The sequence below is a fragment of the Bifidobacterium eulemuris genome, assembly GCF_014898155.1.
Classification (GTDB): domain Bacteria; phylum Actinomycetota; class Actinomycetes; order Actinomycetales; family Bifidobacteriaceae; genus Bifidobacterium; species Bifidobacterium eulemuris.
The window spans coordinates 74,240-87,208 of the sequence record NZ_CP062938.1 but is presented as its reverse complement, the minus strand read 5'-3'; the positions used below and the strand labels follow the sequence as shown (position 1 = coordinate 87,208).

At 62.3% G+C, this 12,969-nt stretch carries 13 protein-coding genes; 10 read left to right on the top strand and 3 right to left on the bottom strand.

Annotated elements, in window-relative coordinates:
- Window positions 1-24 precede the first annotated feature (24 nt).
- On the top strand, window positions 25-1,038 hold the full coding sequence (locus BE0216_RS00365; protein ID WP_094636415.1) for an aldo/keto reductase: 1,014 nt from the start codon (window positions 25-27) through the stop codon (window positions 1,036-1,038).
- A gap of 662 nt (window positions 1,039-1,700) precedes the next feature.
- Here the strand turns inward: BE0216_RS00365 and BE0216_RS00360 are convergent.
- Window positions 1,701-2,975: an integrase catalytic domain-containing protein gene (locus tag BE0216_RS00360; protein WP_226805655.1), complete on the bottom strand. Its 1,275-nt coding sequence runs from the start codon at window positions 2,973-2,975 to the stop codon at window positions 1,701-1,703.
- A gap of 162 nt (window positions 2,976-3,137) precedes the next feature.
- Between BE0216_RS00360 and BE0216_RS00355 the strand changes: the two genes are divergently transcribed.
- Genes BE0216_RS00355 through BE0216_RS00345 form a run of 3 tightly spaced genes read left to right on the top strand, consistent with a single transcriptional unit; the run spans window position 3,138 to window position 5,890 of the window.
- Window positions 3,138-3,722: an IS607 family transposase gene (locus BE0216_RS00355; RefSeq protein WP_094637170.1), complete on the top strand. Its 585-nt coding sequence runs from the start codon at window positions 3,138-3,140 to the stop codon at window positions 3,720-3,722.
- Window positions 3,715-4,986: an IS607 family element RNA-guided endonuclease TnpB gene (gene tnpB / locus BE0216_RS00350; RefSeq protein WP_094637169.1), complete on the top strand. Its 1,272-nt coding sequence runs from the start codon at window positions 3,715-3,717 to the stop codon at window positions 4,984-4,986. Before BE0216_RS00355 ends, tnpB begins: the two co-directional genes overlap by 8 nt.
- A complete protein-coding gene (locus BE0216_RS00345) occupies window positions 4,979-5,890 on the top strand; it encodes a LysR family transcriptional regulator (protein WP_094637168.1) in 912 nt (303 codons plus the stop codon). Before tnpB ends, BE0216_RS00345 begins: the two co-directional genes overlap by 8 nt.
- A gap of 228 nt (window positions 5,891-6,118) precedes the next feature.
- On the opposite strand, the gene BE0216_RS00340 is transcribed toward BE0216_RS00345, so the two are convergent.
- A complete protein-coding gene (locus tag BE0216_RS00340; protein WP_094637167.1) occupies window positions 6,119-6,355 on the bottom strand; it encodes a hypothetical protein in 237 nt (78 codons plus the stop codon).
- 354 nt (window positions 6,356-6,709) lie between these two features.
- On the opposite strand from BE0216_RS00340, the gene BE0216_RS00335 reads away from it, so the two are divergent.
- The 5 genes from BE0216_RS00335 to BE0216_RS00315 all read left to right on the top strand — a co-directional run bounded on the left by BE0216_RS00335 (window position 6,710) and on the right by BE0216_RS00315 (window position 11,014).
- Complete coding sequence (locus BE0216_RS00335; protein WP_143249319.1) at window positions 6,710-6,898, top strand: hypothetical protein; 189 nt, start codon at window positions 6,710-6,712, stop codon at window positions 6,896-6,898.
- Window positions 6,899-6,985: 87 nt separating this feature from the next.
- Entirely contained in the window at window positions 6,986-7,738 is a 753-nt protein-coding gene (locus tag BE0216_RS00330; protein ID WP_094637166.1) for an alpha/beta hydrolase family protein, read from the top strand.
- Between the two features lie 102 nt (window positions 7,739-7,840).
- Window positions 7,841-8,884: a zinc-dependent alcohol dehydrogenase family protein gene (locus BE0216_RS00325; RefSeq protein WP_094637213.1), complete on the top strand. Its 1,044-nt coding sequence runs from the start codon at window positions 7,841-7,843 to the stop codon at window positions 8,882-8,884.
- 211 nt (window positions 8,885-9,095) lie between these two features.
- Window positions 9,096-9,728 (top strand): flavodoxin, encoded by a 633-nt coding sequence (locus tag BE0216_RS00320; protein ID WP_094637165.1) that lies wholly within the window; start codon window positions 9,096-9,098, stop codon window positions 9,726-9,728.
- Window positions 9,725-11,014, top strand: coding sequence for a ferredoxin reductase domain-containing protein (locus BE0216_RS00315; RefSeq protein ID WP_094637164.1), 1,290 nt, complete (start codon window positions 9,725-9,727; stop codon window positions 11,012-11,014). The genes BE0216_RS00320 and BE0216_RS00315 overlap by 4 nt, the downstream gene beginning before the upstream one ends.
- A gap of 147 nt (window positions 11,015-11,161) precedes the next feature.
- Here BE0216_RS00315 and BE0216_RS00310 read toward each other — a convergent pair whose 3' ends face one another.
- Window positions 11,162-11,701, bottom strand: a complete 540-nt coding sequence (locus BE0216_RS00310; protein WP_094637212.1) for a TetR/AcrR family transcriptional regulator — start codon at window positions 11,699-11,701, stop codon at window positions 11,162-11,164.
- A gap of 142 nt (window positions 11,702-11,843) precedes the next feature.
- Between BE0216_RS00310 and BE0216_RS00305 the strand changes: the two genes are divergently transcribed.
- On the top strand, window positions 11,844-12,836 hold the full coding sequence (locus BE0216_RS00305; protein WP_158217231.1) for a lipocalin family protein: 993 nt from the start codon (window positions 11,844-11,846) through the stop codon (window positions 12,834-12,836).
- The last annotated feature ends 133 nt before the right edge of the window (window positions 12,837-12,969 follow it).

Below are 12,969 nucleotides of genomic sequence, written 5' to 3'. Positions count from 1 at the left end.
AACACAACGGAAAGAATGGCGGATATGGGCGAAGGGAACACACAACACAGGGTACTTGGCGGATCCGCAATCGAAGTATCTCCACTGGGACTGGGCTGCATGGGATTCACCCACGGCTACGGCGCTCCTATGGATCAAGACCAAGCGGTCCATGTGCTGCATAAGGCCTACGAGATGGGGTACACGTTCTTCGACACCGCGGAAAGCTACACGGGCATCGATGCCGACGGACGCACGGCATACAACGAGGAACTGGTGGGCGAGGCGGTTCGCGGCATGGGCGATGACGTCGTAATCGCCACGAAATTCGGCATCACAATCGCTCCGGACCGCACGCTCACGACAGACAGTTCGCCGGATACCATCCGCCGTTCAGTCGAAGGCAGTCTGAAACGTTTGGGCGTCGAAACCATCGACCTCTACTACCAGCACCGCATCGACCCCAAGACCTCTCCGGAGACGGTGGCTGAGGTCATGGGCGAACTCATCCGCGAAGGCAAGATCCGGGCATGGGGCGTCTCCGAAACCGACGAAGATTATCTACGCCGCGCCCATGCGGTCTGCCCCGTGGCCGCCGTGCAGAACCGGTATTCGATGATGGCCCGCTGGCACGAGTCGCTGTTCGAGACTTTGGAGGAATTGAACGTCGCATTGGTGGCGTTCTCCCCCATGGCCAACGGATTCCTCACCAACGGCTACGATGCCACGACGAAGTTCACGGACGCGGCGGACTATCGCGCAGCCATGCCGCAGTTCGGCGAAGAGGGCCGACGCAAAGCGCAGGGACTCACCGAGCTGGTCACACGGCTGGCCCAAAACAAGCAGGCCACCGCCGCGCAGATCTCGCTGGCGTGGATGCTGTGCAAGAAGCCGTGGATCATCCCCATCCCCGGATCGAGGAAACCCGCGCGCCTGCGGGAGAACTTCGCCGCCTCGCAGGTGGCGCTCACCGCCGACGAGATCCGCACCATCGACGAAGCGCTCGACCATATGGATTTGGACGTGTTCGGCGGCAGCCGGATCCGCGAAAACTCCTGACCCAATTCGGCGGCGACTATGGGCGCACAGTATTTAGTTAACTGATGGATTGGTAGCGATGCTGCCGCCGGCGCCATGTGTGGCGCTGTTCGGAAGAGCGGCGTCGGCGAGGACCACGCGCCGCCGACTAGCCTTAAACCAACAACGAAAACCGTCAGGCGTTGCAACCACCACTAGAATCCGCCGGGCGCACAGATGCCCGCGTCCTCGGACAGCGGGCCGCGCGGCCCTGAGCGACCGATCGCACGACTCGAGAGGTCCAGCATGTCCGACGCGTCCGCCAACGCGCGCCCGGCTCCTCCCACGCGTCCGCCAGCACCGAGAGCAACGCCGGAAACGTCCCGAACGCCCCGATGCACGCGCGCCTACCCGCGATCCATGGATACGGTCACGTTGGTAGTGTTCGACACGAGGCTTCCTCGCAAAACGGAACGGAATCAACGCACCATCCATTTTGCCTAGAAGCCTCTTCGCTTACCAACCCACCCATCAGACCAGCAAACACGGCCCTATGGGCGGGCGGCATCGCCCGGCATGTCCACATGGTGTACAGTCATGGGTTTGAATCTGTAGACGATACTGCCGAGGTTCGTCATTAATAAGTGAGCGCGTAATCGTTGTTCGTTTGTCGTAATGGGTGAGCGCGAAACGGTGCCTGCGATCTATTTGTCGTTTTGTCCGGCGTCGGCGCGCATGCGTTCGATCGCCTTTCCCAAGTATCCCATGTCCAGGCCGGCGCGGCGGGCCATCGCCTCGGTGCGGTCCCGGCTGACGCGTTCGAGTTCGTCCTGGATGACGGCGATCTCGCGGTTGAGGCGGGCGGGGTTGGTGGCGGCGATGATCCCCTCGATGCGGCGGCGGGCGTCGTCGACGACGTATCCGCCGCCCCCGGCGGCGCGGTCGGCGGCGTCGTGCTCCAGCACGCGCGCCCACGGGGTGCGGGGCTCGTCGTACACGGTCTTCCTGCGCCCGTCGCGCCCCTGGTCGACGCGCACGGGCTTGCGGGTGGGCGTGAACAGGTTCAGCAGCACGTAGGTCTTCGCCCACAGCCGGTTGAGCAGCTCGCGCTGCTGCGCGGTGTCGTAGCGCCAGTGGAACGCGTATTTCCTGACGACGTGGTTGTTGCGCGACTCGACGGTGGCCTGGTCGTTCTTCCTGTACGGGCGGCTGCGGGTCTGTTCGATGTCCTGTTCGAGCAGCCAGTCGACGAGCTCGTCGTTGATGAACTCGACGCCGTTGTCGGAGTCGAAGCAGGTGACGGGAAACGGGAAGAGCGGCAGGGCGGTGGCGACCGCTGCCTTGATGTTGGATTTGGCATTGTTGCGGGCGGTGACGTTCACGGTCCAGTTCGTCGCGTAGTCCACCATCGTCAGGGTGCGGGCGAACTCGCCCTTCATGCTGGGCCCGCAGTGGGCCACGGTGTCTGCCTCGGCCAGGCCGGGAACGCGGATTGTCTCGTCGGTGCATTTGCGGATCCTGATCGAGTTGCGCATGTGCTCCGCGGCCGGCCGGGTCAGCGACGCGCCCTTCGGCATGGCGGCCTGTTTGAGCGGTCTGAGCCGCCGGTCGATGGTCGACGGACTCATCGCCAGCACCTGGTCCAGCGCGTCGCCGTCGATGCCGTCGAGCTCGCCGTTCGCCAGGAGCGCGGGAATCCACTGGTCGAACATGGCCTTCATGTACGGGCCGCACGGCATGCCCATGAGCAGCCACAGGCGCTCCAGCAGCCGCTGCGCGCCCGCGTCGTACTTCGGCCGCCTGCCCCGCGCCGCGCCTTTCACGGGTTTCTCCCTCTCCGCCTGCGTGAGCAGCCGCCGGGCGGTGGACCTGCCCATCCCGACGGCCTCGAGGCGGTCGAGGATCTCGCCCTTCTGTTTCTTGTCGCCCTTGGCGTACTCCGCCTTGAACCTGTTCGTCAGCCGTTTTCTCGTGGCCATGTCCAGTCTGCCTTCCATAAGGCAAGCATCCCCGCGAACGACGCGGGCCGCGCGGGATTTCGCGCTCATTATTTATGACGAACGGAATCCAATTTCGCGCTCAAACATTACGACGAACGTCGCTGCATGGTTTGACTTGTTTCCGTTTGCTATACTTGGCACATGAGAGCAAGGGAATGGGCGGAACGCGAAGGCTTCAACATCCAGACGGTCTGGAAATGGTGCCGCGAGGACCGTATGCCCGTGCCGTTCGAGCGCACCGACGCGGGATACATCATCGTCCATGATCCAAAATACGAGAAGGCGGATAGGACTCCCGCAGGTTCGCGAACCGTCTGCTACGCGCGCGTCTCCTCGGCCGACCAGAAGGACGATCTGCAACGCCAGGCCGACCGGTTGAAGGCATTCGCGTTGAACATGGGCGTCGAAAATCCCGAGGTGGTCACGGAGACGGGTTCGGGCATGAACGACAGGCGACGCAAACTCAACCGACTGCTCGCGGATCCGGAGGTTGGCGTGATCATCGTGGAGCATCGCGACCGACTTGCCCGCATGAACGCGGGACTGGTGGAGAGCGCCTTGAGCGCCCAGGGACGCAGACTCATCATGGTCGACGACAAGGAGATGGATGACGATCTGGTGCGTGATATGACCGAGGTGTTGACCTCCTTCTGCGCCCGCCTGTACGGACGCAGCGCGGCGAGGGACAAGGCCATGGCGGCGTTACGGGCGGCGCGCGATGCTTGAGGCGGTCAAGGTCGCTCTGGATCCCACTCCCGCGCAGGAGCGTCTCATGCTTTCGCATGCGGGCGCGGCGAGGTTCGCGTTCAACGCGGCTTTGGCGCATGTGAAGGACCAACTGGAGCGCGGGGAGGCTCCCGACTGGAATCTGTACGCGTTGCGCCGCTGGTGGAACGCCAACAAGGCGCGACTGGCGCCATGGTGGGCCGAGAACAGCAAGGAGGCCTACAACACGGGCCTGTCGGGACTGGCGGACGCCCTGTGCAACTTCACCAGATCGCGCAAAGGCCAAAGAAAGGGGCGCAGGGTTGGTTTTCCGACGTTCCGATCCCGCGACCGAACCACTCCGCGGTTCGCGTACACGACAGGCTCGTTCGGTCTTATCCTCGACGATCCGAAGGCGTTGAGACTGCCTCGCATCGGACGCGTCCACACGTTCGAGAATGTCATGAAGCGCGTGGGCGACGGCAGAGTGTTGAGGATGACGGTCTCCCGACGCGCGGGACGCTGGTATGCGAGCCTGACCGTGGAGCGCGCGGATCCTCCGGCGTCGATCCCTCCCGAAGGCGCTCCCATCGGAGTCGATCTGGGGGTCAAGGAGCTGGCGACCATCTCCGACGGCACCGTCGTCCATAACCCCAGACCATTGGAGCGCAATCTCGGAAGACTTGCCAAGGCGCAACGCTCGCTGAGCCGCAAAAAGCGGGGCTCCAACCGTTACGCCAAGGCGAGGGTTACGGTGGCCCGGACATATGCCCGTGTGGCGAATCTGCGCGCGGATGCGATGCACAAGCTCACCACAAAGCTTGCCGACGGTCATTCGGACGTCTGCATCGAGGACCTCAACGTCCAGGGCATGACGCGCAACCACAAGCTGGCCCGCGCCATCGAGGACGCCGCCTTCGCCGAATTCCGGCGCATGCTGACGTATAAATGCGCCCGAAGCGGCGCGCGATTGCACGTCGTCGACCGTTTCTACCCCAGCAGCAAGACCTGCTCCGCGTGCGGGATGGTGAAAGCCAAACTGTCCCTCAAGGAGCGCACCTACGCGTGCGAGGCCTGCGGGCTGACCATCGACCGCGACCTAAACGCGGCCAAAAACATCCTCGACGCGGTGAGTGCCACCGGGTCGTTAAACGCGCGTGGAGCGGACGTAAGACCCGCCGGCCCCCGGACCGGCGGGCGGACCGCGATGAAGCGCGAACCAAGCGTCCGCGCAAGCGGTGTGAGACTTGGAGCTGGCGTCGGCAACGACGCCATGCATGACTGAATGCTTCGACAACGAAAACAAACAGTCACGCAACGGTATGTCGGATATGGAGGATCTCGAACAGCTGGTCGCGTTCGCGAAGAAGGGAACGCTGTCCGGCGCCGCCCGCAGCCTGCATATGTCGCAGCCGTCGCTCAGCCGCACGATGCGCCGGCTGGAAAGCGAATTCAAAGTGCCGCTGTTCGATCGCGACCGCAATACCATCGCGTTGAACGAGAACGGCGAGATGGCGGTCGAATACGCGAGCCGCCTGCTTGCCATGCATGATGAGATGATGCGTCATGTGCGTGAATACGACCGCAGCCGCCATACCATCGCCGTGGCCTCCTGCGCGCCGGCCCCGCTGTGGGAGGCATCGCGGATCCTTTCGCAGATGCAGCCCGATATGACGGTGTCCAGCGAGATGAAATCAGACGACGAGATGCTCGAAGGAGTGTCGGACGGCACCTATCGCATGGTCATCCTCAACAATCCATCCAAAGGGATTTTGGAGGAACTGAACCTGATCGGCACTCCTTTGATGACGGAGACGTTGTATCTGGCCGTTCCGCAAACCCATCCGTTGGCGCGGTTCGACGAGATGCGGTTCAAAGACTTCAACGGCTACAACATCCTGTTGGTCAACGGCATCGGCTTCTGGGAGGATGTGTGCCGTAAGCATCTGCCCGCCTCGCGTCTGCTACGCCAATCCGATTCCGAATCGTTCACCGCCATCGCGCAGGCCACCGACCTGCTGTACTTCGTCACCAAAGCGTCCCTGCGCATCTACGAGCGACCCGTCCGCGACCGCAAACTCGTCAGAATCACCGACGCCGACGCCACGGCGGAATTCCACTGCGTGTGCCGCGCCGACGACGCCGGCTTCCTCAACGCGTTCGTCACGGCTGTGGCGGCTCGTCCGTAGGAACCCTTCAGAGGTTGACGAATAACCCCGATTCTCCCTGAGATAACGTGGCGAGCGCCGCTTTCCGCATGCCTGGAGACATCCCTCTCGTCGCGTCTTCGTTTGGGGCCGCACCTTCATCATGAGGCACGACCATATCGCCTATAACAAGACGTGGCGTCCGGGAATGGAGGAACCCGGACGCCACGTCAGGCAATAGAACGGATCTAGCAACGGCCGGTCGGCCGATCATATCTCACTCGTCGGAAGGGGCGGAAATCGCGCCCTCCTCGCAACGACGGCGACCAACACCGCGAGCCAGGTCTCGCCATGAACCAGTTTGCGCACGGACGTGGCCCGCACGGTGCGCGTGTTGACGGCGACCGTCACGACGATGCCGATGATCAGCGCGATGCCGATCGCGATGAGATGCGGAGCCACGGATGTGAGCACGTTGATCACATCGCTCCAGTTGATACTGAGCATCTGCTCTCTCCTTTGAGTTGCGTTGGGATTGACCGGCCCACCGGCATGCCGATGGACGGCGGGCGGTGGGGAGATGCTGCCATGCTAAGGCGGACGCCCGGCTGCCGTCTCGCGAAACTTCGCATCACGCTATGCGGATAATGAATAGCCTAATGCAGGTTTCTTATAGAACAACCGCATATCTGCCTTATGGAGCTGCAATCTGGGTCCATACACTTGGCGCATATACTTCCGTCGCGTTGGCGGGAATCCAAATCAGGAACGAGGTCTTGCCATCATGAACGCATCCGCACGCCAGCCGATGAGCCAAGCGTGGGTGAGCCTTCGCAAGGCTTGCACCTCGCGTATGGCAGAGTGTTTTCAATCAGACAGTCGTGGGTGAGTTTCGCGTGCACCGGCGTGCCCGCCGCGGACGGACTGCCCGAATGGGAGCCCTATACGCACGAGTCCGGCGCGACCATGCTGCTCGACGACAACAGCGAGCTGGTCCACCACCACGACCAGGCGCTGATGTCGCTGCTCGCGCCGGATTACCAGTGCTGAGGTGCAACGTGTCACCGACTTGACCGGCAGCCACTACCGTCTCCTATACTCAGCGGTAACACGATTATCAGCGAGGAGGCAGTCATCATGCGGACCGAAGAGACATGGGTGGATGGAGGAAACGGACGCGTTTTCGTCGAACTGCATCATCCGGAACATGCCGACGGCGAATTGCCGTCGGTGATTTACTCGCATGGTTTCGGCGGCTCCCACCAAGGCGGATTGCGGTACGCGCAGGCGTTGACCGAACGAGGGTTCCTGGTCGCGTGTCTTGATTTTCGCGGAGGCAGCCCGTCCAGCCGAAGCGACGGATCCACTCTCGACATGACCGTCTTCACCGAGCGAGACGACCTGAACGCGGTGATCGACGCCATGCTTCGACGCGACGACGTGGACCGTAACAACCTGTTTCTTCTCGGATACAGCCAAGGCGGTGTGGTGTCGGCCCTCACGGCCTCCGCGAGACCGGACGACATCGCGGCGATGGTGTTGTCGTCGCCGGCCTTCTCTCTGGTGGATGACGCGAACCGTCTCTTCCCCGACAAGAACGATATTCCAGAGTCCTACTTCCACATGCTGATGGATGTGGGGCGCGACTATTTCGCCAGCGTGAACGGTTTCGACGTGTTCAACGCCATTTCGGGATACGAAGGCGACGTGCTGATCATCCATGGAGACGGCGACACCCTGGTGCCGATATCCGCTTCCCGAAAAGCGGCCGAAGCGTTGCCGCATGCCACTCTGGAGACGCTGAGGGGTGCCGGACATGCCTACTCCCCCGATGCCGCGAATCACGCCACCGAGCTTATTTGCGATTTTCTCGCGCGCCGCGTGTCTTGATTTGACCGGTAACGGCTACCGGAGAATATCGTCGGTCCCGTATCCCAACGACGCTCCGCCAGTGGAGCGCGAACGATAAAAGGAGTGCGGACTATGACAATGATGAAAGCAGCCGTATTTGTGGAGCCTGGCGTCATGGAGGTCCACGACGTGCCGGAGCCTGCGATCGAGAAGCCGACCGACGCCATCGTGCGCGTGCTCGACGCATGCGTGTGCGGGTCGGATCTGTGGTGGTTCCGAGGCATCTCCCAGCGCCAGCACGGCTCGCTCGCCGGCCACGAGGCCATCGGCATCGTCGAGAAGGTCGGTGCCGACGTGCGCGAAATCAAGCCGGGCGATTTCGTCATCGTGCCCTTCACCCACGGTTGCGGCCATTGCGCCGCATGCAAGGCCGGGTTCGACGCCGACTGCCCCAATGTGGAGCCGGGCGGCAACGCCGGCTATCAGGCGGAGGTCATGCGCGCGATCAACGCGGACGGCGCGCTGATCAGGATTCCCGGAACGCCGGACGATTATTCCGCTGATATGCGCGCCTCGCTGCTCGCTTTGTCCGATGTGATGGCCACCGGTTATCACGCCGCCGTGAGCGCCGAGGTCAAGCCCGGCGACACCGCCGTGGTGTTCGGCGATGGCGCGGTGGGTCTGTGCGGTGTGCTGGGCGCGAGAATGCTCGGCGCGGAGCGCATCATCGCCATGAGCCGCCATGCCGACCGTCAGGCTGTGGCGCGTGAGTTCGGCGCCACCGACGTCGTGCCGGAGCGCGGCGACGAGGCGGTGGAGCGTGTGATGGAACTCACCGGCGGCGACGGTGCCGATGCCGTGCTCGAATGCGTCGGCTCGGAGCAGTCCACGCTGACCGCTCTGGCCGTCGCCCGCGCGGGTGCCACGATCGGACGCGTGGGTGTGCCGCATATCGATGCCGCGAAATTGGACGTCAACTCACTGTTCTGGCGCAACGTCGGTCTTAAGGGCGGTCCCGCCTCGGTCATCACCTACGACAGGAACGTGCTGCTGGATGCCGTGCTCGACGGCCGCATCGAGCCGGGCAAGGTGTTCACCGCCGCCTTCGACCTCGATCATGTGCAGGACGCCTACCAGGCGATGGATGAACGCCGCGCCATCAAATCCCTAATCCATATCGGCTGAGACACCCGAACCTGTCGGCCCACGCGTGGGGCCGACAGCCGTCCAATCGCCGACGCACGACGATTTGACGGCCGAGTCCCCACGCGCACTATGCACAAAAGGCATACGGCTCCATATTGTCCGCACATTTGATGAGCCATCGCCGTTCACCGTATGCTGACGGCACATCCTCACGGATGAGACACCCAAACCCGTAGACCAAGGATCCATCATGAAGAAGCTCACCACCGTAGCGCTCAGTCTGTCACTCGTCGCAAGCCTCGCCGGCTGCGGCTCTTCGACGGATTCCGCGCAGTCCTCGACGGATTCCGCGCAGAACGACTCAGGTTCGTCCACGAGCACGTCCGAACCCGTCACCGACGCCACCGTTCTGGTGGCCTACTATTCGGCCACCGGCACCACCGCGGCCGTGGCTGAGCAGATCGCCGCGGCGACCGGAGGCGACCTGTTCGAGATCGAGGCGGCGGATCCGTATTCCGATGACGATTTGGATTGGACCGACAACGACAGCCGCGTTTCGCGCGAGCACGACGACCCCGACAGCAGGGACGTGGAGCTCGTCTCCGCTGCCGTCGACGGCTGGGATTCCTATGACGTCGTGTTCATCGGCTACCCGATCTGGTGGGGCATCGCCGCCTGGCCCACCAGCAGCTTCGTCGTGGCGAACGACTTCACCGGCAAGACGGTGGTGCCGTTCTGCACTTCCTCCAGTTCGGGACTCGGTTCGAGCGGCACCCAACTGGCCGAGCTCGCCGGCACCGGAGACTGGCTGGAGGGGCAGCGTTTCGGCTCCTCGACCTCGGATGACGACGTTCGCTCGTGGGTTGAAGGCCTTGGCCTATGAGCGCATCCCCTCGCCCGAGTCTGATCGTGCCTCTTGTCTGGATCGCCCTGCTGGTTGTGATTCCGGCGACGCTGGTGGCGGTGTTCGTCGTCTGCGCGCCGGCGATGATCGCCGCGTTGATACCGCGCATCGCCGCGGGGCTCGTCGCCTACGTGTGGATGCTGGAGGCCATCGTGCTCGCCACGCGCCCGCACTGGCTGGACCGTCTGATTGGTCTGCCGAAGATGTATATGATGCATGGCGTGCTGGGCGTGCTGGCTTTGGTGTTCGCGTTCCTCCACCAGCTTGATCTGCCGTCGGCGGGCCTGACCCGGCTGACCGGTCAGGTCGCGTTCTATATGCTGTTGGCGCTGGTGGTGGTCGCGTTGGTCACGATGGCGGGTTGGATTTCGGAGCGTTTCGCTCCGGCCAAGGCGTTGCGGCGGGCGATCGAGCGCGTGGGCCGGCATGAGGTCAACGTGTGGCTGCACCGCCTGCTGATCGTGGCGACGGCCATCGTGATCGCGCATTTCAATCTCGTCTGGTATTTCACGATGATGCCGGCGTTCGTCGCCACGGCGAACGCCTACGCCGCCGTTGTGGCGGCCGTATATGTGTGGGCGAAGTTCCGCGACCGTGTTCTGGCACCGCAAGGCAGGGTCGTCAACATCCACTGCATCTCCGGCGATGTGTGGAGTCTCGAGGTGCGCGTTTCCGCATTGGCCGACTCGTGGGAGGAGGGCGATTTCGTATTCCTACGCTTCCCCGGGGTCAAGGGCATGGGCGAATACCATCCGTTCTCCATCATGAACCGGCCGAACGCGGTTGGCCTGATGACGTTCGCGATCCGCGCCGACGGCGATTTCACACGGCTGCTCGGCACTTCCATAAGCAAGGGAATGCGGGTCGCCATGCTGCGCCCGTTCGGACGATACCGCCGGTTCTTGGAGGAACGTGGGAGCGGGCGACCTGTGGTCATCTACGCCGGAGGCATCGGCGTGACGCCGCTGATACCGGTGGCCCAGTACTGCACCGAGCATGGCCGCGAGGTGACCATGCTGTATTCCGCGCGCACGCTCGATGACCTCATCGGACAGAACGAGCTGACCGCATGGGCGGCGGAATCGGCAAACACGCTGCGTCTGCTGGTCGGCCAGTTCAGCGAACAGGAGCTCGCCGACGCGATCAGACCCGACGCCCTGTATCTGATCGGCGGCCCCTCCCCCATGCTGCGCGCGATCACAACGATGCTACGCCGCAACGGCGTGCGCCCCGCCGACATCTTCTCCGAACCGTTCGCCTGGTGACGAACTCCTCCATCCCGGCCTCCGCCATCCCAAACAAGGCATCACAACGAACACGCATGCCAAATCGGATCCCATCCTCCTCATCATGGAAGGACATACGCACGTCGCCGAGAACGCCTCGCCGCACGAACCGCACCGGTTGCGATGTCATGCCATCGCGCGCTGGAACATCAGCGATATGCCTTCGCCCAAACGGCTCGCGATGAGCCGCTTGTCGTCCTTGTTTTCGTCGTATTCCGTGGTCACACCCATCAACCCGTGGAACACGAAGGTCAGCACGAAGTCGAATCCTTCGCTGTCACGCAACTCGGGGAACCGTCGATACAGATCCTCCCTCACGCCGGCGAACAGTTTGCGCACGAACGTCGATCTCCGGCCGCTGTTCATAAAAATGTTCGCCGCCTCGTTGTCGCCGCAGGCGTCCAGCATGCGCATCAGAAAATCGGTGGGGGCGCGCAGGGCCCTCTCATCGATGACGTTGTCCGCTCGGATCTCTTCGATGGCCTTGTCTTCCATATCCTCGAGCAGTTCGTGCATTCCCGCGTAGTGGGCGTAGAAGGTTGCCTTGTTGATTTGCGCGTGGGTGCAGAGCGATTTGACCGTCATGTCCTCTATGCCGTCTTTCGCCGCTAGGTCCAGAAACGTTCGTTCGATGTTCTTCAGCGTTTTCACCACTCGTAGGTCCATGCTTATGCTCCTTGCGCCTCGTTATCGAACTTTTTCGCCGATATGGTCGGTTATCCAACCGATTTATCGAACTCGAAGTTGTTTTTCATTCTCTGAGTTCTACAATAAACCACACGTACGAAAAACACACAAGGACATGAATATGAACGTCAACGAAAACCTCCTGACCGCAAATCTGCGCACGCCCATGACCGGCAGCAACCCCATGGTGGACGTCGAAGAAGATCTGGCCAACAAACCCGAATACGGCCTGAACTCATGGTTCATCATCGGTCATTTCACCGACCGCGGCCACACCATCAGCTATCTGTTCCATTTCATGATCATGAAGGTTCCGGTGTTGGGCACCAAGTACGTCTCCGTCGTCTCGGTGACCGACCACACCACGGGCTACTACTACGGCGAGGACAAGATGTACTCGGCCAAGGACGTCACGCTTGACGAGAACGGATTCGGCATCACCATGCCCAACGGGTACATGCGCGGCACATGGGACCGGATGGAGTTCGGCTTCTCGATGCCCGACGCCACGGTCGAAGGCGTCGGAGTCTGCTACGGACTGCCCATCTACAGCAAACGCACCGGCGCATTCCAGCTGCTTGATATGTACGTGCACCAGTACTCGATCCCGCATATGAGTACGACGGGTACGATGACCCTCAAAGACGAACGCTATTCGATTCGGGCGGATAGCTGGTTCGACCGCCAATGGCAGGACCAGAACATGAAGAATGTGCTGCGCTGGTCGTGGATCGCGGTGTATCTGGACAACGGCGATGTACTAAGCGTGTTCGACTGCGACGTCCCTTCGCACCAGCAGCATTGGGTCACGATTCTGCGAGCAGACGGCACCTTGGATTACGCCGAGATCGAGCCGTTCGAAAACGGCATGAACGCGTATTGGCTGAGCGAGCGGACCGACCAGTACTATCCGACGAGGATCACCGTGCGCATTCCATCAGAGGACGCGGTTCTGACGTTCGCGCCGGACCCCAAGGAACAGGAGATCGCTTCAGTGATGAAGCAACTGCATAAATACGAAGCCTCCTGCGATGTGACGGGCACCTACCACGGCAAAGAGATCGGCGGCCACGCATGCATCGAACTCATCGGATCCTGGAAGCACTTCAAATAACCGCCGGCATTGCATGAGAAGGATCCGTCGAAGCGTGGGGCGCCGTAAAGCACCACGGCCAGCACGCCGCCTCCTGCCCGACCATTCAGCGCGTATCCGTTGTCCTCATTAAGACGCAGGCCTGAGTCGGACA